General features: G+C 69.6%; 20 protein-coding genes. 8 read left to right on the top strand and 12 right to left on the bottom strand.

Annotation, left to right across the window (positions count from 1 at the left end):
- Nucleotides 1-25: 25 nt before the first annotated feature.
- The 4 genes from ACWEOO_RS08805 to ACWEOO_RS08790 form a co-directional block, all read right to left on the bottom strand.
- Complete coding sequence (locus ACWEOO_RS08805) at nt 26-163, bottom strand: hypothetical protein (RefSeq protein WP_359929564.1); 138 nt, start codon at nt 161-163, stop codon at nt 26-28.
- A 393-nt stretch (nt 164-556) separates the two neighbouring features.
- Nucleotides 557-2,059, bottom strand: a complete 1,503-nt coding sequence (locus ACWEOO_RS08800) for a PfkB family carbohydrate kinase (RefSeq protein WP_452142484.1) — start codon at nt 2,057-2,059, stop codon at nt 557-559.
- 28 nt (nt 2,060-2,087) lie between these two features.
- Complete coding sequence (locus ACWEOO_RS08795) at nt 2,088-3,605, bottom strand: PfkB family carbohydrate kinase (RefSeq protein WP_452142483.1); 1,518 nt, start codon at nt 3,603-3,605, stop codon at nt 2,088-2,090.
- Between the two features lie 295 nt (nt 3,606-3,900).
- Entirely contained in the window at nt 3,901-5,352 is a 1,452-nt protein-coding gene (locus ACWEOO_RS08790) for an SCO7613 C-terminal domain-containing membrane protein (RefSeq protein WP_452142482.1), read from the bottom strand.
- A 372-nt stretch (nt 5,353-5,724) separates the two neighbouring features.
- Here ACWEOO_RS08790 and ACWEOO_RS08785 point away from each other — a divergent pair, with 372 nt between their 5' ends.
- Entirely contained in the window at nt 5,725-6,378 is a 654-nt protein-coding gene (locus ACWEOO_RS08785) for a class I SAM-dependent methyltransferase (protein WP_452142481.1), read from the top strand.
- Here ACWEOO_RS08785 and ACWEOO_RS08780 read toward each other — a convergent pair whose 3' ends face one another.
- The 6 genes from ACWEOO_RS08780 to ACWEOO_RS08755 form a co-directional block, all read right to left on the bottom strand.
- Entirely contained in the window at nt 6,379-7,785 is a 1,407-nt protein-coding gene (locus ACWEOO_RS08780; protein ID WP_452142480.1) for a metallopeptidase TldD-related protein, read from the bottom strand.
- A complete protein-coding gene (locus ACWEOO_RS08775) occupies nt 7,782-9,293 on the bottom strand; it encodes a TldD/PmbA family protein (protein WP_452142479.1) in 1,512 nt (503 codons plus the stop codon). The genes ACWEOO_RS08780 and ACWEOO_RS08775 overlap by 4 nt, the downstream gene beginning before the upstream one ends.
- A gap of 42 nt (nt 9,294-9,335) precedes the next feature.
- Complete coding sequence (locus ACWEOO_RS08770; protein ID WP_452142478.1) at nt 9,336-10,961, bottom strand: ABC transporter permease; 1,626 nt, start codon at nt 10,959-10,961, stop codon at nt 9,336-9,338.
- A complete protein-coding gene (locus ACWEOO_RS08765) occupies nt 10,958-11,887 on the bottom strand; it encodes an ATP-binding cassette domain-containing protein (protein ID WP_452142477.1) in 930 nt (309 codons plus the stop codon). The genes ACWEOO_RS08770 and ACWEOO_RS08765 overlap by 4 nt, the downstream gene beginning before the upstream one ends.
- 122 nt (nt 11,888-12,009) lie before the next feature.
- Nucleotides 12,010-12,708 (bottom strand): nucleotidyltransferase domain-containing protein, encoded by a 699-nt coding sequence (locus tag ACWEOO_RS08760; RefSeq protein WP_452142476.1) that lies wholly within the window; start codon nt 12,706-12,708, stop codon nt 12,010-12,012.
- Nucleotides 12,708-13,550, bottom strand: coding sequence for an alpha/beta fold hydrolase (locus tag ACWEOO_RS08755; RefSeq protein ID WP_452142595.1), 843 nt, complete (start codon nt 13,548-13,550; stop codon nt 12,708-12,710). Before ACWEOO_RS08755 ends, ACWEOO_RS08760 begins: the two co-directional genes overlap by 1 nt.
- Before the next feature lie 165 nt (nt 13,551-13,715).
- Here ACWEOO_RS08755 and ACWEOO_RS08750 point away from each other — a divergent pair, with 165 nt between their 5' ends.
- Genes ACWEOO_RS08750 through ACWEOO_RS08730 form a run of 5 tightly spaced genes read left to right on the top strand, consistent with a single transcriptional unit; the run spans nt 13,716 to nt 19,277 of the window.
- Complete coding sequence (locus ACWEOO_RS08750) at nt 13,716-14,645, top strand: ABC transporter permease (protein ID WP_363710890.1); 930 nt, start codon at nt 13,716-13,718, stop codon at nt 14,643-14,645.
- On the top strand, nt 14,645-15,643 hold the full coding sequence (locus ACWEOO_RS08745) for an ABC transporter permease (protein ID WP_452142475.1): 999 nt from the start codon (nt 14,645-14,647) through the stop codon (nt 15,641-15,643). The genes ACWEOO_RS08750 and ACWEOO_RS08745 overlap by 1 nt, the downstream gene beginning before the upstream one ends.
- On the top strand, nt 15,636-16,631 hold the full coding sequence (locus tag ACWEOO_RS08740) for an ABC transporter ATP-binding protein (RefSeq protein WP_452142474.1): 996 nt from the start codon (nt 15,636-15,638) through the stop codon (nt 16,629-16,631). The genes ACWEOO_RS08745 and ACWEOO_RS08740 overlap by 8 nt, the downstream gene beginning before the upstream one ends.
- Nucleotides 16,624-17,610, top strand: coding sequence for an ABC transporter ATP-binding protein (locus ACWEOO_RS08735; protein WP_452142473.1), 987 nt, complete (start codon nt 16,624-16,626; stop codon nt 17,608-17,610). The genes ACWEOO_RS08740 and ACWEOO_RS08735 overlap by 8 nt, the downstream gene beginning before the upstream one ends.
- A complete protein-coding gene (locus ACWEOO_RS08730) occupies nt 17,607-19,277 on the top strand; it encodes an ABC transporter substrate-binding protein (protein WP_452142472.1) in 1,671 nt (556 codons plus the stop codon). Before ACWEOO_RS08735 ends, ACWEOO_RS08730 begins: the two co-directional genes overlap by 4 nt.
- A 231-nt stretch (nt 19,278-19,508) precedes the next feature.
- Here ACWEOO_RS08730 and ACWEOO_RS08725 read toward each other — a convergent pair whose 3' ends face one another.
- On the bottom strand, nt 19,509-20,003 hold the full coding sequence (locus ACWEOO_RS08725) for a phosphatase domain-containing protein (RefSeq protein WP_452142471.1): 495 nt from the start codon (nt 20,001-20,003) through the stop codon (nt 19,509-19,511).
- Nucleotides 19,996-20,547, bottom strand: a complete 552-nt coding sequence (locus tag ACWEOO_RS08720) for a GNAT family N-acetyltransferase (RefSeq protein ID WP_452142470.1) — start codon at nt 20,545-20,547, stop codon at nt 19,996-19,998. The genes ACWEOO_RS08725 and ACWEOO_RS08720 overlap by 8 nt, the downstream gene beginning before the upstream one ends.
- Before the next feature lie 173 nt (nt 20,548-20,720).
- On the opposite strand from ACWEOO_RS08720, the gene ACWEOO_RS08715 reads away from it, so the two are divergent.
- Complete coding sequence (locus ACWEOO_RS08715; RefSeq protein WP_452142469.1) at nt 20,721-21,848, top strand: metallophosphoesterase family protein; 1,128 nt, start codon at nt 20,721-20,723, stop codon at nt 21,846-21,848.
- Complete coding sequence (locus ACWEOO_RS08710) at nt 21,845-24,604, top strand: AAA family ATPase (RefSeq protein ID WP_452142468.1); 2,760 nt, start codon at nt 21,845-21,847, stop codon at nt 24,602-24,604. The genes ACWEOO_RS08715 and ACWEOO_RS08710 overlap by 4 nt, the downstream gene beginning before the upstream one ends.
- Nucleotides 24,605-24,636 lie beyond the last annotated feature (32 nt).

Raw genomic sequence — 24,636 nt, 5'->3', positions numbered from 1 at the left:
GCCGCGGTGAACCCTCGGCCAACGCTCAGCGTGGGTGAGAAGTGGTCTCGGTCTTCACGACTTGGTCCCCCTGGGTGGGTGGCTCGCCGTTGAACGTCTGGACCAGCATGAAGACCCCGAACACGAAGACGGCGAGCACGATGAAGACCAGGAAGGACGCCAACGCTCTCCAGCGACTGACGACGTAGTAGGCAATGACAACGCTCGATACTAGCGCGACTACTGCTTGAGTTTCGGCCATGGTGAGTCTCGATTCTGAATTTCACACAACCATTCGTGCTGCTGGTCAGCTGCCAAGGATCCCCCCGGATCCCCGCTTGAAATTCGTCTCACCATCCATTGCAGCTCAGGACATTTGGGTGTCAACGACTTACTTTTTGGCCCCCGGGGGCAGGTTGGCGGCAGCCCGGACGCGTACGGCGCCAAATGGCGGGTGACCGTGACCGACCTGGTACGCCCGTCGATGGGCTGGGGTGGCCCGGGCCTGCCAATTGGTCTGATCACACCCGTCAGGGCGCCTCTGCGCGGCGGGGCGGCTGCCAATCGGCAGGTCGACTCAGGCGAAGTATTTCTGGTACATGGCGTCGACGCGGGCGCGGAGTGGGGGGGAGGGGGACTTCAGGTAGTCCGCGGAGACGGCGGCCATTGCGGCGGCTGCCCAGTGGATGGCGTCGGGGAGGGGGCGGTGTTCGATCAGGCCGGTGGCGAGCGCGGCGCAGAAGGCGTCGCGGGTGATTGACGACTCTTTGATGACTGATGACGTGGACGGGATGTCGATCGAGTCGCCGGTTGACAGGTAGACGGTGCCGCCGCGGGTGCCGAGGACGCACAGAGCCTTCAGGCCCTGCTTCAGGAGTTCGTTGCTGATCAGTTGCGGGTCGTACCGGGCATCCGCCGATCGGGCGTACCGTTCCAGCTCCCACGGGCGCGCGACCAGGTAGTCGATCTGGCCCAAGGCGTCCCGTGTCAGCTCGGCGTCCGGGTACGGCTGACCCGGTGTGACGATGATGAGCGGCCGGCTCGTGGCCAGGTCGAGCGTTCGCTGCAGGACGGGCAGCGGGACCTCGAAGGTCAACAGGAGAGCTGCGCAGCTCGACAAGGCTTTGGCGTGCCGATCCAGGTGGCGGCTGTCGAGCTCCAAGGAGCCGCGCCAGACGGCTGCCGCGCTCTCGCCGAACGGTCGCTCGAAGATGCCGGTGGCCGGCGTCGTCGAGTTGGGTACAGCTCTGATCAAGGACCGGTCGACGCCTTCGAGCTCCAGATGATCGAGGATCTCCTGGCCCTCGCGGTCCTTCCCGACCGCGGTGACCAGCGCAACGTCGAATCCGAGACGGGCGACAGCCACCGCCTGGCTGAGGCCCTTACCGCCCGGAGATCGGCTGTAGCCGGTGGCGATCCGCGAAGTCTCCAGGTCGGGCGGGCGGTCGACTCGCCAGACGTGGTCGATCGTGACTCCGCCGACGACGATCACACGACCCGTCGGCTTCGGCGGCGCTTCGGACGCGACCGGAGTGGTTGCCGTGTGACCGGACGCCCGGTCGGAGGTGTGGAGAGCGGATGCGTTGAGCAGTTGGACGGCGAGCCGCTCGAACACTTGGTCTTCGGTTCGCCCGCGGAGACTGCGATCGCTGGGAGCTTCCGGCGCGCCGGCGAAGCCTGGTCCCGCCAAGGCCTGATGAAGATCTGCCCAGTGCGACAGCACGACCGCCCGTCTGACTCCGAGGTCTCCGGCCTCGAGCTTGTGGAGGACGTTGGCAGGCACGCCGTCCGACCGGTAGACGTCAGCAAAGCTGGCCAGTCCCAGTGCAGCGTCGGCGATGATCCTGTCGGTGAGACTGTCCAACCTGCGCACCTGCTCGCGGACCAACTCGATGGCGACCTCCGTCGAGGGTTCCCCGGTCCGTTCAGCTCGATCGCGCACCGCCGACAGGTGAAGGAGAGGCTGCGCCCGACCGCTTGCGAGGCGCTGCGCGGTCATGCCCTCGTTCTTGCGCAGGGCGACGAACACCGAGACGAGTGGGGCTACCTCGGGTGATCGCGCGGTGAACTGATCGGACATCTGAGCCGCCAAAGAAGAGTTGGAGTCATCACCAGGCTTCGCCGGGGAAGGCTCGGAGCATTTGTTCGATGCGGTTGCGGTCGGGGAAGGTACGGGCGTTGGCGTAGTCCTCGGTGAAGCTGGCCATGGCGGCTGTCGCCCAGCGGACGGCGTCGTCGGTGAGGGAGCGGTCTTCCACCAGGCGGGCGACGAGCGCGGCGCAGAAGAGGTCTCTCGTGATCGAGGATTCCTTCAGCATCGACGGCGGCGGGGTGATCGATCGCTGCGGTGCGTTCTGGGAATAGATGGTTCCGCCGCGGTTGCCGAGTACGCAGACCGACTTCACGCCGAGACGGAGGAAGTTCTCGCCGAGGTGGTTCGAGGCTTGTCTCCCGGGCGTGTAGTAGCTGAGCCGCCGGAGCTCCCAGCTGTGGGCGACCAGGTAGTCGATCTGCGCGAATGCCCGGCCGGACGGGGGGCCGGTGTCGTAGGGCTGGCCGGGCGTGACGACCGTGACCGGCCGCTCCGGACCGAGCCCCGTCACGAGGTGCAGCGTGCTGGACAGCACGTCCTGCGGGATCTCGAAGGTCAGCAGTACGGCGTCGCAGGCCGCGAGTGCGGCGCGATGTTGATGGACGTCCTGCATGGTCAGGCTGACGGCGTTCTCGTTGTGCCACACGACCGCGGCGCTCTCCGCGTCGGGGAACTCGATGACCGCGGTCTGCGGCGTCGTCTCGTTGCGGACGATCTTCATCATCGAGGTGTCGACGCGTTCGTCGTCCAGGTACTGCTTGATCGTCGCACCGTCCTCGTCGTCGGCGCAGGCGGCGATCAGCGCGACCTCGAGACCGAGACGCGCGGCCGCGACCGCCTGGCTCAGCCCTTTGCCGCCAGGGGATCGGACGTGGTCAGTGGCTCTGACAGACGTCTCGGGCAGCGGTACGGCGTCACTGTGGAAGACGTGATCCATCGCGACGCCGCCGACGACCACGACCCGGCCCGGCGACGAGGTCCGGGCGCCTTCGGAGAGCCTCCTGGGGGCAGTGGTGATCGGGCCCGCCTGCGCATGCTCGTCAGTGGATCCGGTGATCAGCATGGCCAGATCGCGGAAGATTCGCGGCTCGATGGTGTCACGGAGGTAGCGGTCTCCCGGCGTCTCAGGGGCGGAGGCGCCGACGGCCTGGTGCAGGTGGTGCCAGTGGTTGCGCAACGAGTCTCGCCGGTCGCCCAGGTCGGCGGTCTCGAGGGCGCGGATCACCGGCAGTTGTACGTGCTGGTCGGCGTACTCGGTGAGGAAGAGACCGAGGCCGAAGACGGCGTCCGCGACGATCTGGTCGGAGGGGACCGAGAGTTGGCGTACGGCGTCGATGACCACCTGGATGGCGGCGGCCGCGGGATCACCGACGCCGTGCTTCGCCATGTAGTCGCGGACCGCCCGCGATCCGAGCAGGTTGCCGGCGCGGTCCTCGGTCAGCCGGGACTGTTTCAGGCCCTGGTTCTTCCGGAGCACCGTGAAGTCGTAGACGAGCGCCTTGGCCTCTGATGGCAAGAAGTGGTCGCCAGACATGGTGCCCCCGGTGAAACAGTTGCCCGAGATCTCAGTATCCGCCAATTGGCAGCACGGCGACCGGCTGCCGAGTGTCGCGCACTGGGACGAGCGTTTGTCAGCGCAGCGAGCGGGCGATGCCGATCTTGGCCACGGCGGCGGCGCCGATGACGAACGGGGCCTAGCGGCGGGTGCCGACGAGGATGAGGAGGACGGCAGCGGCTACTACCAGGGTTGTTCTCAGCCAGTTGTCGGTGGTGTTGGCGATGAGGGTGGAAGGGGCGAGGCCGAGGAGCAGGCCCGGGCCCAGGAAGATCTAGCTCGGTTGGTTGCGCCAGGCAACGATGCCGGTGGTGAGCAGGATCAAGGCAGGCGGCACCGTGTACCACTCGAGGGTGTGGGCGTCGGCGCCGAACATGACGGTGGTGTTGGCGATGACGAGAAGAAGCGCGGCCTGCAGGAGCGAGGGGCGGCGGCGCGGGTTCATGCCGTAGGCAATCAGTGGGGCGGCGACGATGGTGAGGACGACGCCGGTCGCGGTGTACGGGGAGGCTGCCACGGCAGCTATCTCGGCCAGTACGGCGGCGCAGGCGGCCGTGCTGAGCAGGGCGGGCTCCAACGGTTGACCGACGTACCCGCAGGTGACGGCGATGCCGATCGCGGCGACGACGGCAAGTGCGACGGCGGCCGGCCACGTGTCGACGTACCCGTCGAAGGCGAACAGGACGATCGCGAACTGTGCGCTCAGGCTGGCGATGGTGGATGTGGGGACCGGGTCGGTGAGCTTGCGGACGGCGGCGAGGACGGCCAGTACGGCGAGGATCGCGGTGAGGTAGCCGAGCTGGCGGATGTCTTCTGTTGCGAGGCAGTAGGCGAGGTCGACGGCGGCGACGGTGATGGTCGCGGCGTGCAGGACGACGGCGAGTTTGCCGGTACGGCGACCCGCGGCGAGCTCGGTGATGGCCAGGGCTGTGGCGAGTGCTGTGGTGAACCAGCGGCTTGGGCCGGGGAGCTGGGGGAGCGTGGTCGCGACCGCGAAGGCGGCGGCCGCGGCGCACACGCATTCGCCGACCCCGGCTGGGATTGCGGCGGGGAGTGGGCGCTTGTGGAGGATGGCGATGCCGGTTGCTGCGGCGATGCAGATGACTGCCGCGGTGGCGATCGTGGTGGTCAGGTCGGTGGTCGTCAGTAGGCCGAGGAGCGTGCGGGTCGTGCCGGCGAGCAGGATGCCGCTGAAGACGACGGCGGCGGTGACAGATCCGGTACGACGGACGATCGGGGTGCCCTTCGCGGACAGGGCGAGTGTGGCGACGACCTGGGTGAGCAGCGCGGCGAGGACTACGGGGAGGCTCGTGCGGTCGATGAGGACGAGAGGGATCGGGAGCTGGGCGGCGACGACAGTGCTGACGCCGTACGTGACGACCTTGGGGGCCAGGCGGGTCATCACGAGGGCGAGTACGGCGATGGTGGCGAAGACGATCGCGCTGTAGGTGACGCCGTCGACGGCGGTCGGTGAGATCAGGCCGAGGGCGCGGGCTCCGTACAGGTCGACGGTGAGCAGGCCGGTGCCGAGGATGGCGAGGGCTTCGGCGGTGCCGGCGAGGGTACGGCGGCTTGCGGGGACGGGGAGGCTGCGCCAGTTGACGGCGAGGAAGGTGACGCCTGCTGCCAGCAGGAGGAGTACGCCGAGGGTGAGGAGGGTGGCTTGGGGGCTGAGGCGGTAGATCCTTGACGGGCGGGTGGTGCGAGCTGCGACAGGAGGCAGCACAGCAGGCCCGGCAGGAGGTGCAGGCGGCACGGGAGGCGCGGACGGTGCAACAGGAGCAGCGGGAGGTGCAACAGGTGTAGCGGGAGGTGTGGGTGGTGGGGTGACTGGGTGGATGCCGAGGTGGGGCGGGGCTGGGCGCGCAGGGAGTTGTGGGTAAGGCTGTGGATAAGGGGCCGGCTCGAGGGTGAGGTGCAGGTGGGTGCGGCAGGTGGGGCAGGAGATGGTGGCGGTCGGCATCGGGTCCTCCTCGGGTCCGTTCCACTCTCGCGGGGCGGAACGGGCCGCTGCCTGAGTACGTCTACTCAAAGTTCTGACGTAGGCTGCTGCGGTCTGCCGATCGTCCAGACCGGCGTGACGACCACGGGGAGCACTATGAATACTGGGCATGTCGAGCTCGCAAGGGCTCAGCAAGAACGGTGGGACTCGGCGTACGCGAAACGCCCGCTGCTGCACGGGTCGGAGCCATCGGCTGCGGCGCACCGGGCCGCGGAGAGGTTCGGTGCCGCGGGCATCGACGACGTCCTGGAGCTCGGCGCCGGCCACGGCCGGGACGCGCTTTTCCTGGCCAGACAGGGATTCAGCGTGCACGCGACCGACTTCAGCGAGACCGCGCTCGATCAGCTGCGGCACGAGGCGCAGCGCGAGGGCCTCGACGACCGGGTGACGGCTGCGCTGCACGACGTCCGCGACCCGCTGCCGCCGGCCGACGGCGGAGTGAACGCGGTGTTCGCGAATCTCCTCCTGAACATGGCGTTCTCGGTGTCCGAGCTGCGGTCACTCGTCGCCGAGATCCACCGGGTGCTGTGCCCGGGCGGCGTTTTCGTGTACGCCGTGTGGTCGTCGGAGGATGCTTGCTCGCGGCACTGGCAGCAGTTCGACGACGGACTGCGCGTGCACGACGGGTTCGTCGGCCGCTTCTTCGACGAAGCCCTGGTCCGTGAACTCGCCGAGAACTGGACCCTCGACGAGCTCACGCCGTACCAGGAAGGGCAACGCGTGATGTGGCGCGTCGCTCTGTCCAAATAGCTAACTCGCCTGGCTGACGCTCGACATGTTGAAGTCCGGGATCAGCAGCGGCGGTGTCGCGGTGCGGGAGAAGTAGTCGCCCCATTCCCTCGAGTACGACGCAACGGTCGCGCCGGCCGTGGTGAACCGGGCGAGCAGGTCGACCGGGCTCTCGTTGAAGCGGAAGTTGTTGACCGCTCCGGTGACTTCGCCGTTCTCGACCAGGTAGACGCCGTCCCGGGTGAGACCGGTGAGCAGCAGCGTCTGTGGGTCGACCATGCGGATGTACCACAGGCAGGTCAGCAGCAGTCCGTTGCCGAGCCCGGCGACGAGGTCGTCGGTCGAGCCGGTAGCGCCGTCGACCGAGACCACGTAGTTCTCGATGTCCGGTGTCGCCGCCGGTGCGCCGATCAGGTCGGCCGTGTACCGGCTCGTCATCAGGTTTTCCAGCTTGCCGCCGCGGATCCAGTCGGTCGCGGCGAGCGTGAGGCCGTTGTCGAAGACGCTCGACGAGCCGCCGGACGAGCGGGCCACGGCGAACGCGAACGCCTCGAGCCCGGCGAGCGTCGGGTCCGAGTGCAGGGTGACCGGCTGCGACGACAGCGTGTCACCGATCCGGGTGCCGCCGCCGGGCTTGGAGAAGACGGTCCGGCCCTCGAAGGCGTCCCGGCCGTCGAGCTGCCAGAACAGGTACGTCATCAGGTCCGCGACCGCGGCCGGCGGCAGGATCGTCGGGTGCCGCCCGGCGTCGACCGAAACGGTCCGGGTCGCCCAGCCGAGCCGGCGCGTGAGCTCGGCGTCGAGCGCGAGCGCGTCGACGTCGGTGAAGTCGCGGGTCGCCGTACCGACCCAGGCCGAGTGGCTGAGATCGGCGTTCTTGCCGGTCGACGACACGTACCCGCGGGGCAGCGCCTGCCGCAGCCGCAGACCGGTCGAGGAACCGACGTACAGCGTGGCGACCTCGTGGTTCGCGAAGCCGTACAGCCGGCGCCGCTCGAGGCCGGCGCGCTTCAGCGACTCACCGAGTGACGGCGCGAACTTCTCGTACACGCCGACGGAGGTCTCTTCCGGCTCGAGATCCCAGTCCGCCGACGCCGTACCGTCGACGAGCGGACGGGCGTCCTCGGCGGGTGCCGCCGCGCGGGCCGTGGCGATCGCCGCGGACACGATCTCCTGCAGCGAGTCGTCGGTGACCGACGAACGGCCGACGACGCCCGCCGCCGTACCCTCGCCGGCGCCGACCGTGGCGATCACGGTCACGCTCGAGCCGCGCATCGCGCCGTTCGTGGTCAGGGTGTTGTTGGCCCACCGCAGGTTGGTGCTCGAGGTCTCCGCGACGAGTACGACGCAGCCGTCGGCGCCCCCGTCCGCGGCCAGGGCCAGCCCCCGCTCGATCGTGTCCTGCGGAGTGAGTTGGATGCCCGTCACCGGCCGGCCTCCTGAGTGGTGTTGAGAATGCGGACGCCGCGGAAGAGCGCGGACGGGCAACCGTGGCTGACGGCGCCGGACTGCGAGGGCTCGGCCTTGCCGCAGTTCAGCGCGCCGCCGAGGACGTACGTCTGCGGGCCGCCGACGGCCTCCATCGAGCCCCAGAAGTCGGTCGTGGTGGCCTGGTAGGCGACGTCGCGGAGCTGACCGTCGAGCTTGCCGTCGGTGATCTTGTAGAACCGCTGCCCGGTGAACTGGAAGTTGTACCGCTGCATGTCGATCGACCAGGACTTGTCGCCGACGATGTAGATCCCGTTCCGGACCCGGCCGATCAGTTCCTCGGTCGACGGGCCGTCCGCCGCGGGCTGCAGCGACACGTTCGCCATCCGCTGGATGGGGATGTGGCCGGACGAGTCGGCGTACGCGCACCCGTTGGAGCGGGGTGTGCCGAGTACATCCTCGTTCTTCTTCGCCATCCGGCGGTCGACCTGGTAGCCCACCAGGACGCCGTCCTTGACCAGGTCCCACTGCTGGCCGGCCACGCCCTCGTCGTCGTACCCGACGGTGGACAGGCCGTGCTCAGCGGTGCGGTCGCCGGTGACGTGCATGACGGGCGAGCCGTACTTCAGCGCGCCGAGCTGGTCGAGGGTGGCGAAGCTGGTGCCCGCGTAGTTCGCCTCGTAGCCGAGGGCGCGGTCGAGCTCCGTCGCGTGGCCGATCGACTCGTGGATCGTGAGCCAGAGGTTCGACGGGTCGATGACGACGTCGTATGTGCCGGCCTCGACGCTCGGCGCGGCCATCTTCTCGGCCAGCCAGCCGGGGATCTGCGCGAGCTCCTCGTCCCAGTCCCAGCCCGTGCCGGTCATGTACTCCCAGCCGCGGCCGGCCGGCGGAGCCGTCGACGACATCGAGTCGAAGCGATCCTCGGCGACGGCGTGCGCGGTGATGTCGGGACCGATACGGACCCGTTGCTGCGTGTACGACGTGCCGGCTGTGTTCGCGTAGTACTTGCACTCGTGGATGGTGGCGACGTGCACGCTCACGTGCGCCACGCCGTCGGCCCGGAGCAGGCGATCGCTGTAGTCGGTGAGCAGCGCGACCTTCTCGGCCCGCGGCACGCTGAACGGGTCGATCTCGTACGACGAGAGCCAGGTGGCGTCGTCGTACACCGGCTCGTCGGCGAGCTCGATCGTCTCGGCGTTGATCGGCCGCGACACCTGGGCGATGTTCACGGCCTGCTCGGCCAGGCTGACCGCCTCGTCCGTGGTGAGCGCGACACCGGCGGCGAAACCCCAGGTGCCGTCGTGGATGACGCGCACGGCGAGACCGAGGTCCTCGTCGTCCGTCGCGCTCTCCAGCACGCTGTCGCGCAGCGCGATGGACTCGGACCGGATCCGCTCCAGCCGGAACTCGGCGAACGTGGCACCGAGGTCACGGGCGCGCTGCAGGGCGGCCGCCGCCAACTCCTGCCGGGGGAGAGCGAGAAAGCTTGCGTCGATATCAGGCACGAACCCGACCTTATACACCGAGCCCGACAGACCTGGGCAGAGTCAGGCCGGGAGGGTGAGGTTCCGGTGGCGGAGCGACACGGCCGCCGCGGTGGCCAGCAGCCCGGCGGCCAGGCAGAGACCCAGGATCGGTCCGGCCGTAGGGTCGACGGCCGGTGCGTTGGGCACGTGCGTGAAGGGCGAGAGGTTCAGCAGCCAGCTCGGCAGTCCCAGCGAGAGGCCGAACATCGGCCCGGCGACGATCGAGCCCACCAGGAGTGCCCAGGACAGACCGACCGACCATCGCGGCAGGAGCATGATCACGGTGACGATCGCGGCTGCCAGGACACCGATGGCGGGCAGTTGCAGCACAGCGGCTCCGATCAGGTCGCGCAGCAGCGGTCCGGTGCCACCGAGGACCTGACCGCCTGTCAGGGCCATGGCCGCCGCGAAGACGAGCAGTAGCAGTGCAGCGCCGGCCAGCGCGTTCACGGCGTACGCCCGCAGCCAGCGGACTCGTGAGACGGCTGTGCCGAGCACTGCCTCGAGCTCGCCCTGCGCCTCGTCGCGGTACAGATGCAGGAGAAGGGTCACGACGTAGATCCCCACGACTGTTCCGGCCATCTGCATCATCGAGGCCCAATAGGCCCCGAGCAGGTCGGCGTCACCGCCGAAGCCGGCGTACCACTCGGTGGCCTCACCCTGCAGTCCGCGGATCTGATCGCTCAGGGCTCCGAACACCAGGCCGAACCCGAGCAGACCGATGATCCAGCCCAGCAGCGCTCCACGCTGCAACCGCCAGACAAGACCGGTCGGGCTCAGCAGCGCCGGGCTCGCCTGCGCGGCACCTTGGCGCTCAGGCCAGGTGCCCCGGCCGACGTCGCGGCGGCCGACCAGAACGATCGCCAAGGAGCAGAGTGCGACCATGGCCAGCACGGCGAGTCCGAGCGGCCACCAGATGTCGTCCGCGAACGGCCGCATCTGCTGGCTCCAGCCGAGCGGCGACACCCAGGCCGGCCATCCGCTGGTCACCCGGAGGTCTGCCGAGTCGACCGTTCCGAGCATGTTGCCGAGAGCCGCGAGCATGAACGAGACGCCGAGCGCCGCGCCGGCCAGGCCGATCGCCCCGCGGGTGGTCGATGCCAGCTGGGACGTCACCGCGGCGACGCCGGTGAAGGCGATGCCCACCAGGGCAATCGAGGCGCCGGCCGCCAACGAGCCGGCCGCCGGCTGTCCTGCGGCCATCATGGCGAGCGCGAGTGTGAACAGCAGTACGACGTTCGCGGTGAGCGCGACGAGTACGGCTGCGGCCAGCGAGGCGTGGCGGCCGACCACGCCGGCTCGCAGCATCTCCTCACGGCCGAGCTCTTCGGACTGACGGGTGTGCCGGACGACGGCGAGCACACTCATCATGGCCGCGAGTACGGCCAACGTGAGACCGTCGCGGTGCAAGGTGTAGCCGCCGACGCTCGGGCCCGTGACCAGGCCGAGCACCCGCATGCCGGGATTCTCGACCACGATCCGGGTGTCCGGGACGAGCAGCTGAGGATGCTTGGTGTAGCTGTCCTCGAACATGGCGGTCGTCGCGGCCAGGAAAGCGGCCATCCCCAGGATCCAGGCGGGCAGGGTGAACCGGTCCCGCCGCAGCGCGAGCCGGACCAGCGGCAGTGTCGCAGTAAATCCCTTCATCTCGCCGTCACCGCCTCGGCTGCCCGCGCGGCGCCGTCCCGCGCCTGGCCGTAGTGTCGCAGGAACAGCTCCTCGAGCGTGGGCGGTGACGTGACCATGGACCGTACGTCGAGATCGACCAGGTGCGCGAGCACCCGGTTCAACTCGCTCGGATCGACGCTGAACTCCGCATGCCGGTCATGCACCGATGCGTCGTGCACGCCGGCCCAGGTCGCCACCGCGGCCGGCGGCTCGGCGGTGTCGACCACCACCGACATCCGGGTGAGGTGGCGCAGGTCGTCGAAGGTGCCGCTCTCGGCGGCCCGGCCGGAGCGGATGATCGTGACGCGGTCACACAACGCTTCGACCTCGGCCAGGATGTGGCTGGACAGCAGAATGCTGCGTCCGTCGACCCGCAACTGCCGGACCAGGTCCTGGAACACCGCCTCCATCAGCGGGTCCAGCCCGGAGGTCGGCTCGTCCAGTAGATACAGCTCGACGTCGGAGGCGAACGCCGCCACCAGAGCCACCTTCTGCCGGTTGCCTTTGGAATAGGCCCGGATCTTCTTGGTCGGGTCGAGCTGGAAGCGTTCGAGGAGCTCCTCGCGGCGGCGGGCGTTCAGGCCGCCGCGCAGGCGGCCCAGCACGTCGATGACCTCACCGCCGGTCAGGTTCGGCCACAGATTCACCTCGCCGGGAACGTAGGCGAGGCGTCGATGCAGCTCGGCCGCGTCGCGCCACGGGTTCCCGCCGAGCAGTTCGACGTGTCCACCGTCCGGCCGCAGCATGCCCAGCAGCACACGGATCGTGGTCGTCTTCCCGGCGCCGTTCGGTCCGAGGAAGCCGTGCACCTCCCCGGCCTCGACGCGGAGATCCAGTCCGTCGAGAGCTCGGGTGGCCGGGCCGAAGTCCTTCACCAGTCCGGAGACCGATATCGCAGGTGTCATGGAGACCACACCCTCGAATGCCGTAGTTGGGTTGAGGGCAGTCCGCCTCAACTCTCAGCTCACCCGCACCGGACAGAGGCGAGCAGGGCCGGAAGTCCACCGGCGACCCGCCCAAGGTCCCGTCAACCGTCCAGTTGCGCCGACAACTCGAAGCCCGCGAACAGCCGGCCGCCATAAGGCCTGAGGATGCTGTCCACCTCGTCGACCAGGCTGTTGTCGTCCCCGCGGACGCCGTGCATCAAGGCCGAGGCATGATGCGTGCCGTGAGCAACGTCGTACGTCGTGAGCTCGCGCAGCAGGCCCTTGCCGGTGCCGGACCAGTGGCCCGCTCCGGTCAGTAGCAGGCGAGCCGCGTCCTGCCACAGCACCGACGTGATGGCCAGCCGCACATCGCCTTCTGCGTCGGACAGGTCGTCCAGCAGGTTCGTGATCATGTAGCGCAGGAGATCCAGCTCGTCGGTGGACAGCGGCTTCGGCCCGGCTGCCACCTCGGCCAGGTACTCCTGCTTCAGCCGCGCCCCGGACCCGTCCGTGTCCAGCAGTACGACGGACTCGCCGACGAGCCGCATCATCGTGGGCTGGCGTCGCAGCTGGTCCTTGTCGGCGAAGTGACGCAGTGACTTCTCGGTGTGGACGAACAGCTCGACCGGCCACCCGGCGTACTCCAGCGACTTCCGCCGTGGCGCCGGAGCACCGTCCAGCAGCACCGTGATGTCCAGATCGGACGTCGGACCCGCGTCACCGCGCACCACACTCCCGCCGAGCCACGCGGCCCGGGCGTCCGGATACAGGTCGAGAACGAGTTGGCGTGCGAGGTCCATCAGGACAGTGTCAGCCACTGCAGCAGTTCGCGGTACGCATTTGCCGGCGGGATGTGGCCGCCCACGTAGTACCTGCGCTCGGCATCCGGGATCGCGGCGGCGAGCAGGTCGGCGTACTTGCCGGCGCGCTCGTCGGCCGATCCGTGCCAGAGGCTGACCGGGACCTCGATGGCGCCGAGGTCGAATCCCCACGGGTTCGCGAACGCGATGTGGTCGTCGATCCAGCCGTCGTGGCTGGTGACGAAGGTGGCCGTCAGCCGGGCCACGGCCTCCGGATCCTCGCGCGCCGGAGGCCCCGGCGGCGCGCCGGGATCGGGCGGGAACTCCGGCCCGCCCGCCTCGACCGCGGCCATGATCGACCGCGCCGTCTCCTCGAGCCCCGGTCGCAGGTCGCCGTGCACCGCCAGCCAGGACGTGCGGTTGCGGCGCGGATCGGCCTGCTCCTCCGCCTCGGTCGGCTCGGGGCCGTCGACGATCGGCGGTGCGTTGCTCGCAGTCACCGCGCAGCGCGTCACCCGGTCGGGCAGCAGCGCCGCGCACGCCAGCGCGTGCGGCCCGCCTCCGGAGCCTCCGGTGACCGCGAAGCGATCCCATCCGAGCGAGTCGGCGAGCGCGGCCGCGTCGGACGCCACGGAGGCCACCGATCGGCCCGGTTGCCGTGTCGATCCGCCGTACCCGGGCCGGTCCGGCATCACCATCCACAGTCCGGACGCCTCGATGGTCGCGACCACCTCCGGCCGCTTCCACCGGGTGCTCGGCGTGCCGCCGAACGACAGGGCGGGGACGCCCTCGGCCGTGCCGTAGACCGCGTACATGAGCATCCGGTCGCCGATTCGCACCATCTGATCCACCTGCGGAGCGTAACCGTCCGGGAGCACCTAACCGAATGCACAGTTAACAGCCAGACATTCTCGGGATTCGAGATGCGGGCGGCGTGGTGGGAGGATGCCGCCTAGGTTTTGTCGGCCATCACGGATCACTGTGATTCGAACCTGTCAGGAGTGCTTGTGAGTTCCTCGGTCGCCGGGACCGTATCGCCCACCCGGCAAGCGATGCGCCGGTTCCGGCGGGACCGTAGTGCGCGGATCGGCCTCGTCCTGGTCACCCTGCTGATCGTGATCGCCGCGGCTGCGCCGTTGCTGGTGCGACTCGCCGGTCAGGACGCCACGACGTACCACATCGACCTGCTCGACCCGGCGCGCGGCAACGCGCCCCGCGGCCCGGTCGGGGGTGCGAGCGGCACCCACTGGTTCGGGGTGGAGCCGCTGACCGGGCGCGACCTGTTCGCGATCACGGTCCTCGGCCTGCGGACGTCGTTGTTCATCGCGGTGGTGGTCACGCTGATCACCACCGTCGTCGGCACCCTCGCCGGGATCAGCGCGGCGTACTTCGGCGGCTGGTACGACGCGGTGCTGTCGCGGCTGCTCGACTTCCTGTTCGGCTTCCCGCAACTGGTCTTCATGATTGCCCTCGGCATCGTTGTGCCGGCGCGGTTCCCGCGTTGGCTGCTGCTGATCCTGGTGCTCAGCCTGTTCGGCTGGGCGGGCCTCGCGCGGCTGATCCGCAACCAGGCCCGGTCTCTGGTCGCCCGGGAGTTCGTCGAGGCGGCGCGCAGCGTCGGGTCCAGCGGCTGGATGGTGATCACCCGCGAGCTCCTGCCGAACCTGATCGGCCCGGTGCTCGTGGTCGCCACCCTCGCGATCCCGGGGTACATCGGCGCCGAGGCGGCGCTGTCCTTCCTGGGCGTCGGAGTCCCGCCGCCGACACCGAGTCTCGGGCGGTCGATCTCGGACTCGATCGCCTGGGTGTACACCGGTGCGGACCCGTGGTTCCTGCTGTTCCCGGGCACGATGCTGTTCTTCGCCGTGCTCGGTTTCACGCTGCTCGGCGACGGCGTCCGGGACGCGTTCGACGTCCGGCTGCGGAGGACGAGCTGATGCCCGGCCTCGTCTGGTTCGTGACGCGGCGCCTGGCCGGCGCCCTGATCGTGATGCTCGCGCTGAGCCTCGCCGTCTACCTGATCTTCTACGCGATCCCCGCCGACCCGGCACATCTGGCCTGCGGCAAGCCCTGTACGCCGGACCGCCTCGAGCAGGCGCGGCACTTCATGCAGCTTGACCAGAGCACCCTGCAGCAGTACCTGAACTTCCTGAAGGGCATCGTCGCCGGCCGCACGTTCGGTGACGGCGCGGCGGCGGTGCAGTGCAACGCGCCCTGCTTCGGGTACTCGTTCCCGCTCGCCCGCCCGGTCACCACGCTGATCTTCGACCGGCTGCCGGTCACCGCGTCGATCGCGCTCGGCGCGGCGGTCCTGTGGCTTGTGCTCGGTGTGTCGCTCGGCGTGATCGCGGCGCTGAACCGCGGCCGCCTCGCCGACCGGCTGGCGATCGGCGTCGCGCTGCTCGGCGTCTCGACCCCGTCGTTCCTGCTCGGCCTGCTCGCCATCCTGGTGTTCGGGTTCTGGCTCAACATGGTCCCGGTCAGCGGCTACGTGCCGCTCACCGAGAGCCCGGTCGACTGGGCCTGGCACCTGATCACGCCGTGGATCGTGCTCGCGATCCTGTCGGCCGCTTCGTACATCCGGCTGACCCGGTCGCAGATGCTCGAGGAGCTCAACCTCGACTACATCACCACGGCTCGCGCGAAGGGCGCCGGCGAGGCGCGGGTGGTGCTGACCCACGGGCTGCGCGGTGTGCTGGTCCCGGTCATCACCCTATTCGGCCTCGATCTCGGCGCCCTGCTCGGCGGCGCGATCCTGACCGAGAAGGTGTTCAGCATGCAGGGTCTCGGCGATCTGCTGATCACCGCGGTCGGTCAGCTCGACGTGGCCGTGGTCGTCGGTGTCACGCTGTTCTCGGCGTTCCTGATCATCCTCGCGAACCTGGTGGTGGACATAGTGCACGGTGTGCTCGACCCGAGGGTGAGCCATGGCTGAGCCGGTGCTCGAGGTGCACGACCTGAAGGTCACTTTCACGACCGAGGGCGGCCTGGTGCCGGCCGTCGACGGGATCGACTTCGCCGTCGCGCCCGGCGAGACGCTGGCGATCGTCGGCGAGTCCGGATCCGGCAAGAGCGTCAGCTCGGCCGCGGTGATGGGGCTGCTGCCGTCGAACGCCGAGGTCGCCGGCGAGGTGCTGCTCGACGGCCGCGAGCTGAACGGCCTGCCCGCCGACGAGTTGCGCAAGATCCGCGGCAACGACATCGCGATGGTGTTCCAGGACGCCCTGTCCGCGCTCAATCCGTACTACTCCGTCGGCTGGCAGGTCGCCGAGGCGTACCGGCTGCACCACGACGTCTCGAAGAAGGCGGCGCTCCTCCGGGCCGTCGAGATGCTCGACAAGGTCGGCATCCCGGACGCGGCCCGCCGCGCGGACAGCTTCCCGCACGAGTTCTCCGGGGGAATGCGGCAGCGGGTCGTCATTGCTATGGCTCTGGTGAACGACCCGAGAGTGCTGATCGCCGACGAGCCGACGACCGCACTCGACGTCACCGTGCAGGCACAGATCATGCGCCTGCTGGACGACGTCCAGGAGGAGTTCGGGACGGCGCTGATCCTGATCTCGCACGACCTCGGCGTGGTCGCGGAGGTCGCCGACGACGTCCTGGTGATGTACGCCGGGCGCGCGGCCGAGCGCGGCACCGTCCGCGACCTGTTCTTCCGGGCCGCGCACCCCTACAGCCTCGGTCTGCTGGGCGCGATGCCGCGCGTCGACGTACCCCCGAAACCGCGGCTGACCACCATCCCGGGCAGCCCGCCGACGCCGGGGTCGATCACCACCGGGTGCCCGTTCCAGCCGCGGTGCGCGTACACGCACCTGGTGGGGGAGCGCTGCATCACCGAGCGTCCCGAGCTCACCCCGCGTCCCGGCGAGGGCGATCACGAGGCGGCCTGCCACCTGGGACGGAGGCCGTCGGATGTCTGACGAGCTGCTGAACCTCAAGGACGTCAAGAAGTACTTCGGCCTGCGCGGCGTGCCGTGGCAGAAGGCCCAGGCCGTGCGCGCGGTCGACGGCGTCAGTCTCGTCGTCCGCAAGGGCGAGACCGTCGGGCTGGTCGGCGAATCCGGGTCCGGCAAGTCCACCCTGGCCCGGGTCGCGACCCGGCTGCTCGACCCGACCCAGGGCCGGGTCGAGATCGGCGGCAAGGACGTCACCAGGGTCAGGGGCCGCCGGTTGCGGCCGATCCGCCGCCGGATCCAGATGGTGTTCCAGGACCCCCAGGCCTCGCTGAACCCGCGGCAGTCGGTCGGCACCATCCTGAGTACGCCGTTCCGCGCGCAGGGGATCCGGCCGACCCGGGCCCAACTCGTCGAACTGCTCGAACAGGTCGGGCTGTCCGAGCAGCACCTGGAGCGGTATCCACACGAGTTCTCCGGCGGGCAACGGCAACGGATCGGGATCGCCCGGGCGCTCTCGGTGAAGCCTGACCTGCTGGTGTGCGACGAGCCGGTGTCCGCGCTCGACGTGTCGGTGCAGGCGCAGGTGCTCAACCTGCTCGCCGACCTGCGCGACGAGCTCGGCCTGTCGTACGTCCTGGTCGCCCACGACCTTGCCGTCGTCCGCCAGGTCGCCGACCGGATCGCCGTGATGTACCTCGGCACGATCGTCGAGGAAGGGCCGGCCGCGCAGGTGTACGGCGCGCCGGCTCACCCGTACACGAAGGCGCTGCTGTCCGCCGTGCCGGTGCCGGAGCCGGGAGCCGTCCGCGAGCGGGTCGTGCTGACCGGCGACGTCCCGACGCCCGTCGACCCGCCGTCCGGATGCCCCTTCCGGACCCGCTGCTACAAGGCCGAGGACGTCTGCGCGACGAAACGACCCGTGCTCGAACCCGTCCACGGGAATACGGAGCACCGTGCCGCCTGCTACTTCCCTGAGCCCCCCACCTCTGAGAGGACAGAATGAAACGCATAACCCGAGCGGTCGCGGCAGCGGCCGTGCTGGCGCTGGCCGCAGCCGCGTGCAACGCCAACGACAAGTCCAGCAGTGGTGGCGGCAGCACCGCAACCGCCGAACAGGGCGGAACTTTCCATGTGCTGAGCACGGCCAAGGAGATCAGCTTCGACCCGGCCAAGAGCCAGAACCTCGGCACCAGTTCGATCCACCTGGTGCTGCGCGGCCTGACGTCGTGGAAGACGTCGCCCGACAAGGCGGCCGAGCTCGTTCCGGACCTGGCCACCGACACCGGTCAGGTCAGCGACGGCGGCAAGACTTGGACGTACAAGCTGAAGTCCGGCCTCAAGTACGCCGACGGTTCGCCGATCGTCGCCGCGGACATCAAGTACGGCGTGGAGCGGTCGTTCGCGCCCGAGCTGTCCGGCGGTCTCGGCTACCACAAGTCGCTGCTGGTCGGCGGCGACAAGTACACCGGCCCCTACAAGGGCAGTGAGCTGGCTTCGATCGAGACGCCCGACGACACCACGATCGTCTTCAAACTGAACAAGCCGTACGGCGACTGGCCGTGGGTCGTCAGCATGCCCGCGTTCTCGCCGGTGCCCAAGAAGGCCGACACCGACCCGGCGCACTACGGCGAGAAGCCGCTGGCCAGCGGTCCTTACCAGGTGCAGTCGTACACGCCCGGCTCGAAGCTGGTCCTGGTACGGAACCCGAACTGGGACAAGTCGACCGACGAGGCCCGGACCGGCATGCCGGACTCGATCGTTACCGACATGGGTCTGCAGCCCGATGTGGTCAACCAGCGGCTGATCGCGGACGCCGGCGACGACAAGTTCGCCGCCGCGACCGGTGTCTCGGTGCCGGCCGCGCTGATCCCGACGATCACTGGCAACCCGGCCGTCAAGGCCCGCGTCGCGACCTCCCCGGCCGGCGCGCTGCAGTACCTGGCGATGAACACCAAGCGCCCGGCGCTGTCGAACCCCGAGGTCCGCAAGGCGATCGAGTACGCCGTCGACAAGCAGGCATTCCAGGTCGCCTCGGGCGGACCGGAGTACGGCGGAGAGATCGCGAGCACCCTCATCACGCCGGGCATCGACGGGTACAACAAGTACGACCTGTACCAGGCGCCCCCGGCGGGTGATCCGGAGAAGGCCAAGCAGATGCTGGCTGCGGTCGGGGTGAGCAACCTGAACCTCGTGCTCGCCGCGGACAACCTGGAACTCGGCCCCGCGCAGGCGATTCAGCAGGGACTGAAGCGCGCCGGCATCAACGTGCAGATCAAGCCGCTGGACTCCGAGCCGCTGACCGACCTGATCACCGGGAACAAGCCGGACTTCGACCTGACCGTGTCCAGTTGGCTGCCGGACTTCCCGAGCGCGATCGGCAACATCCAGCCGCTGTTCGCGTCCTCGGAGATCGGCAACGGCGGATACAACATCTCCCGCTACTCCAACGCGGCCGTCGACTCCGCAATCGCCGCCGCCACCGCCGAGTCCGACCGTGCCAAGGCGGCCGGCATGTGGGGCGCCGTCGACAAGCAGATCATGCAGGACGCCCCGATCGTCCCGCTGATCTACGCCCGCAACGCGTTCCTGCACGGCTCCAAAGTGCAGAACTTCTACCTGCCCCCGTACCCGCCGTACCCGAACGTCCTGATCGTCGGCCTCAGCAAGTAACCCCACCGGCCCGGGACGAGTGCACCCACCCGTCCCGGGCAGGAGTGCCGATGTGACTACCCCGCTGGCTCGTGCCGCTGGGGTGGGCCCGCCGGTCCGCGGACATGAGACAGGAAATGGCGGCTAGAGACATGAAATAGCAGGTCCCCGCCCACCGCATCCTGTCTCAGCCTCGGCAACTCGCGGGGATATCCGTTCGAACGGTTGTCGTGCGGGCGCCAACAGCTCGGCTCAGGTGCGGCCTTCGGATTCTTGGGCTTCGAAGAGGGTCGGCTGGGTTTCGGGGTCGAGGCCCCAGTCGGCCCTCATCACGGTGTAACCGGCTTTCTGGGCGGCGGCGACGACCTTGGCGTCGTCGTCGACCAGGACGGCCACCGGGCGGTGTTCGGCAAGGCGTTTCAAGCGGCCCAGCTTCATCAGCATGGACGGGCGGCGGTCGGTGTTGCCGCGCATGTAGAGCTTGCCGTCGGGGAAGCCGTTGTCTTTCAGCCACTTCTCGGTGTCTCGGCGGAGGCGCTCGGGGCGGCCGGTCAGGTAGACGATCTCGTGGTCCGTGGCGAGGGTCGTCGCGACCGCCAGGCCCTCGTCGAGGACCGCGTCCTCCTTGGCGTGTGCGAAGAACGAGTCCCAGTCCTTCGGCTTCTGTTCGAGGAAGTGGATCCGTCGGCTGGTGTCGGACAGCGTCGCGTCGATGTCCAGTACGGCGTACGGCCGGTCGTCACCCATGCCGCACAGCTTCCCAGGTCGCGCGGTCGGTCGCGTACAGGACCTCCCCGAACTCGGTTCCGGGCAGGGGATCGTCGAAGTGCTCGTGGTACACCTTCTCGAACCGCAGCCCGGACCGGCGCATCACGTCCCGCGACCGGTGGTTGACCGCCATCGTGTCCGCGACCACCCGCTGCATCCCGAGCCCGTTGAACGCCTGCGCGATCAACGCCCGCGTCCCCTCCGTCGCGTACCCCTTGCCCCACGCGGTCCGCAGCAGCCGGTACCCGACGTCCACGGTCCCCGGATCCGCGGTCGGCTGCAGCCCGAACCACCCGACGAACCCGTCCCGCGTCTCGGCCTTGAACGTGCCCAGCCCCGGGTGCTCGTCGTACACCTTCAGGATCGCCGGCAGTACGACGTCCTCGATCTCGGAACGCGGCGTCGGCTGCCCGGTCAGGTACCGCATCACCTCAGGATCCGAGTCGAGCTCGAGCAGCAGTTCGACATCGTCCGCCGTGAACCGCCGCAGCACCAGCCGCTCAGTCGTCAGGTACGCATCCACCTTCCGACCCTCTCATTCGTCCTTGAGCACGCACCAACCGTTTCCGGCGCACGAAAATGGTTGATCCGTGCTCGAAGTCGGTTCGGCGGAGCGTCCGGAGTGTGGGCGGTGTAGCGGTTTGTGTGTGTTGGGTTGCGCGGTTGTCGGTGCCGCGGGTTAGCGTTCTCAACGCTATGGGCGAGTCGATCACGTTTCTGCACAGCTCGGACTGGCAGCTGGGGATGATGCGCCGGTTCCTGGGGCCGGACGGCCAGGCCCGGTGGGGTCAGGCGCGGCTGGATGCTGTCGCGCGGATCGGCGAGGTCGCCAAGGACACGGGTGCGGCGTTCGTGGTCGTCACCGGGGACGTGTTCGAGCACAACCAGGTCGAGCGGCAGACGATCCTGCGGGCCTGTGAGGCGCTCAAGCGGATCCCTGTCCCGGTGGTGCTGCTCCCGGGCAACCATGACGCGCTGGAGCCGGGGTCGCTGTGGACGTCGAGCCAGTGGCTCGCGCACGCGCCGGAACACGTGACGGTGCTGACCGAAACGACGCCTTTTCAGATCATGCCGGGGGTCGAGATCGTCGGCGCGCCGTGGCGTTCGCGCCGCCCGCTGTCGGATCCGGCCGCGCCCGGGTACGCCGACCTCCCGCCGGCTGCCGAGACCACGCGGATCCTGCTCGCGCACGGCCAGTTGACGAGCCTGTCCGGCGGTATGTCCGACGTACCGCCGATCGACCAGGCCGCACTCGAGGCCGCGGTCGCGGACGGCCGGCTGCAGTACGTCGGCCTCGGCGACCGGCACTCGACGACCCGGGTCACCGACCGGATCTGGTTCTCCGGGACGCAGGAGGTGACGTCGCCGGAGGAGGATGACCCGGGCAACGTCTTGAAGGTGACGATCGCCGACGGCGCGATCGACGTCGAGCCGGTGCGGGTCGGCGGCTGGCACATGGTCGACCACCGGGTCGAGTTGTTCGACGAGGAGTCGATCACGGCCCTTGAGGACTGGTTCGCCGAGCTGCCGGACAAGGAGCGGACATACGTGCGGCTCGCCGGTGACGGCTCGCTGTCGCTTCCGCTGCTGGCCCGGCTGGACACGATCATCGACGCCCAGGGCGAGGTCTTCGCGAGTGTCGAGCGCTGGGTGAAGTTCTGGACCGTGCGCCCGGCGCCGGACGCGGCGGACCTGGAGTCGCTGCAACTCAGCGGCCCGGCCCGGGCCGCGATGGAGGAGCTGCGCCAGGCTCTGGCCGGTGGGGACGAGAGCGCCGGCGCCGCGCTGTCCCTGATGCACCGATTGGCGCGGGACGCGGGATGAGACTGCACAGCTTGGCGCTACGGGACTTCCGTGGCGTCAAGGACCGCATGGTCCGGTTCCGCGCGCTGGGCACCACCGTGGTGGTCGGCGACAACGAGGTCGGCAAGTCCAGCCTGGTCGAGGCGTTCGGGCTGGTCTTCGACCTGCCCGACGACTCGAAGTCGACCCGGATCCGCGACATCCAGCCGGTCGGCCAGGACGTCGGTCCGCAGGTGACCGCCGAGCTGAGTCTCGGCGGCCGGGAGCTGACGTACTCGAAGCGCTGGCTGAAGAACCGCTCGACCGAGCTGACGATCGTCGAGCCCGACGGCCGCCGGCAGTCCTGGACGGGGCGCGAGGCGCACAACGAGGCCGAGCGGCTGTTCCACGAAAACGTCGACCCGGTGCTCTGGCAGACCTTGATGGTCAGCCAGGGGCAGTCGTTGGTGCTGCCAACGCCGGCCGATGCCGAGCCGTTGATCACCGCGGTGACCGCGGAGTCCGGGACGCCGGTGGACGGCGCGTCGATGCCGCTGGTGACGGCCGTCGAGCACGAGTACCTGCGGTACTGGACGCCCCGCGGCAAGCCGACCGGCGACTTCGCCCGGTCCGCGAAGGCCGTCGCCGCGGCCGAGCTGTCCTGCAAGCAGGCGTTCCAGGCGATGGAGGAGGTCCAGTCCGACATCCGCCGTGCCGAGCGACTGAACCTGGACCTCGACGACGTGACCGGCCGCCTGACCGAACATCTCACCGTCCTCGAGGCACTGCGCGAGCGCAAACAGGCGACCGACGAGATCCTGCTCCGGCGCGACTCGGTGCGGTCGCGGGCGGAGACCGCCCGCGCCCGGCTGGAGAACCACACCCGCACCCGGCTGGAGCGGGAGCGCCTGCTCGACGAGGTCGAGCGCTTCACGAAGTTCGAGGGCGAGCTGGCCGGGCGACGAGCGGACGCGGAGCTGGTCGCGAAGACCGCGGCCGAGACCGTGCAGGCGGCGGAGGCCGCGCTCGCGGAGGTCGTGGAGCTCAAGGACCTGCGGCGCACCGACGTTCAGACGGCCGAGCGGCGCGTCTCCGACCTGATGGATCGCGCCGAGCTGGACCGGCTGGTCGGGCAGCAGACCGAGCTCGTCGACGTCCGCGCGCGGATCGCGGCCGCGGGCACGATCCTGGACCGGATCAAGGTCGACGACGCGATCGTGGCGGCGCTGGAGGACGCCCGGGCGGCGGTGGTCGAGGCGCGCGCGGCGCTCGCGGCCGGCGTACCGGAGGTGACGGTACGCCGACTCGGCGCGGAGCCCGTGGAGCTGTCGGGGACGGGTCTGGAAGGCAACGCGCCGCCCGAGCTGGGCTTCGACGAGTCGGCCGAGGTGCTGGTCTCCGGCGAGCTCGTCGTCGGCGTACCGGGCCAGGTCGAGGTGATCGTCCGGGCCGGTGGCGAGGCGGCGACGCTGCGCGCCCGGGTCGACGACGCCGTGCGGCGGGAGAAGGACCTGCTGAAGAAGGCCGGCGTCAAGGACGTCGCCGCGGCGCGAGAGCTGCTGCGCAAGGCCGACACCGCGAGCGCCGAGCTGAACGAGGCACGCCGGACCGAGAAATCGCTGACCGCCGGCGGTGACCCGGGAGAGCGGATCGCCGTACTGACGGCGCGCCTCGGCAGCGTCGACGAGGCCGAGGACGTCGGCGGCAAACAACCCGCCGTCGAGGGCGTGCCGGGGCAGATGTCGCTGTTCGCGGAGTTCACGGAGTTCGCGTCGCCGCATGACACATTGTTCGACGATGTCACCGAGACCGGGCCGGCGCCGGCCGATCTGCCGGGCGCACAGCGCGCGCTCGACGCTGCCAGGGACGGCCTGGCAGAGGCGGAGCGGCTGCTGAAGGACGCCGAGTTCGCCGTGGAGCAGGCGCGGAAGGCCGCGGACGAAGACCGGTCCGAGGCGCAGAACGCGCGCGCCCGGTCCGAGCTGGCGGGAGAGCGCCTGGCCGCCGCGACCGAGGCGCTGGAGTCGGCGCGGTCGGTGCTCGACGACGAGGCCGTGACGGTGGCCGAGACGGAGGCGACGGCCGAGGTCGAGGCGGTGCTCGAGGAGCTGACCGCCGTCCAGGCCCAGGCCGACGAAGCCGGGGCCGACCGGGTCGCCGACGAGTTGACGCACTCCCTGGCCGTCGCGAAACGGCTGCAGGACGAGCGCGACCGGCTGCGCGACGCGCTCCGTACGACGGAAGGCCGGCTCGAGCAGTCCGGCCGGGACGGACTCGCGACGCGGCGCGACCTGGCCGAGCTGGAGCTGGCCGCCGTACGGACGGAGCACGACAGCCTGCTGCGGCGCGCGGAAGCCGCGCAGCGCGTGCATGAGACGTTGAGCCGGCATCGGGCTGAGGCGCAGACGAAGTACTCCGAGCCGCTGCAGAGCCGGATCGAGTCGCTCGGGCGCAGCGTGTACGGCCCGTCGTTCCGGGTCTGGCTGGACGACGACCTCGCAGTCGCCGAGCGCGAGCTCGACGGTGTCCGGTTGCCGGTCGAGGCGTTGTCGACGGGCGCTCAGGAGCAGCTGGCGATCATCACCCGGCTGGCGATCAGCCACCTGGTCAGCACCGGCGAGGGCAGCGTGCCGGTGATCTTCGACGACGCCCTCGGCTGGTCCGACAAGGCCCGCCTGCGCGACATGGGCGCCCTCCTCGGCCGCGCCGGCGACCACGGCCAGATCATCGTCCTGACCTGCATGCCGGACCGCTACGAATACGTCCCGAAGGCCACGTTCATCACACTCGACGGGTGATTGGCGACCACCTGCGCCGGGTGGAGACTGTT

Source organism: Kribbella sp. NPDC004138 (assembly GCF_053603655.1).
Note: the sequence above shows the minus strand (reverse complement) of the source record. Positions and strands in the feature narration are given on the sequence as shown.

Bases quoted from the DNA above. Each gene is read 5' to 3' on its own strand.
- ACWEOO_RS08765 (WP_452142477.1), bottom strand. From the start codon at position 11,887: ATGACACCTGCGATATCGGTCTCCGGACTGGTGAAGGACTTCGGCCCG.
- ACWEOO_RS08710 (WP_452142468.1), top strand. From the start codon at position 21,845: ATGAGACTGCACAGCTTGGCGCTACGGGACTTCCGTGGCGTCAAGGAC.
- ACWEOO_RS08735 (WP_452142473.1), top strand. From the start codon at position 16,624: ATGTCTGACGAGCTGCTGAACCTCAAGGACGTCAAGAAGTACTTCGGC.
- ACWEOO_RS08785 (WP_452142481.1), top strand. From the start codon at position 5,725: ATGAATACTGGGCATGTCGAGCTCGCAAGGGCTCAGCAAGAACGGTGG.
- ACWEOO_RS08740 (WP_452142474.1), top strand. From the start codon at position 15,636: ATGGCTGAGCCGGTGCTCGAGGTGCACGACCTGAAGGTCACTTTCACG.
- ACWEOO_RS08725 (WP_452142471.1), bottom strand. From the start codon at position 20,003: ATGGGTGACGACCGGCCGTACGCCGTACTGGACATCGACGCGACGCTG.
- ACWEOO_RS08730 (WP_452142472.1), top strand. From the start codon at position 17,607: ATGAAACGCATAACCCGAGCGGTCGCGGCAGCGGCCGTGCTGGCGCTG.
- ACWEOO_RS08800 (WP_452142484.1), bottom strand. From the start codon at position 2,059: ATGTCCGATCAGTTCACCGCGCGATCACCCGAGGTAGCCCCACTCGTC.
- ACWEOO_RS08760 (WP_452142476.1), bottom strand. From the start codon at position 12,708: ATGGACCTCGCACGCCAACTCGTTCTCGACCTGTATCCGGACGCCCGG.
- ACWEOO_RS08755 (WP_452142595.1), bottom strand. From the start codon at position 13,550: ATGGTGCGAATCGGCGACCGGATGCTCATGTACGCGGTCTACGGCACG.
- ACWEOO_RS08770 (WP_452142478.1), bottom strand. From the start codon at position 10,961: ATGAAGGGATTTACTGCGACACTGCCGCTGGTCCGGCTCGCGCTGCGG.
- ACWEOO_RS08715 (WP_452142469.1), top strand. From the start codon at position 20,721: ATGGGCGAGTCGATCACGTTTCTGCACAGCTCGGACTGGCAGCTGGGG.
- ACWEOO_RS08745 (WP_452142475.1), top strand. From the start codon at position 14,645: ATGCCCGGCCTCGTCTGGTTCGTGACGCGGCGCCTGGCCGGCGCCCTG.
- ACWEOO_RS08795 (WP_452142483.1), bottom strand. From the start codon at position 3,605: ATGTCTGGCGACCACTTCTTGCCATCAGAGGCCAAGGCGCTCGTCTAC.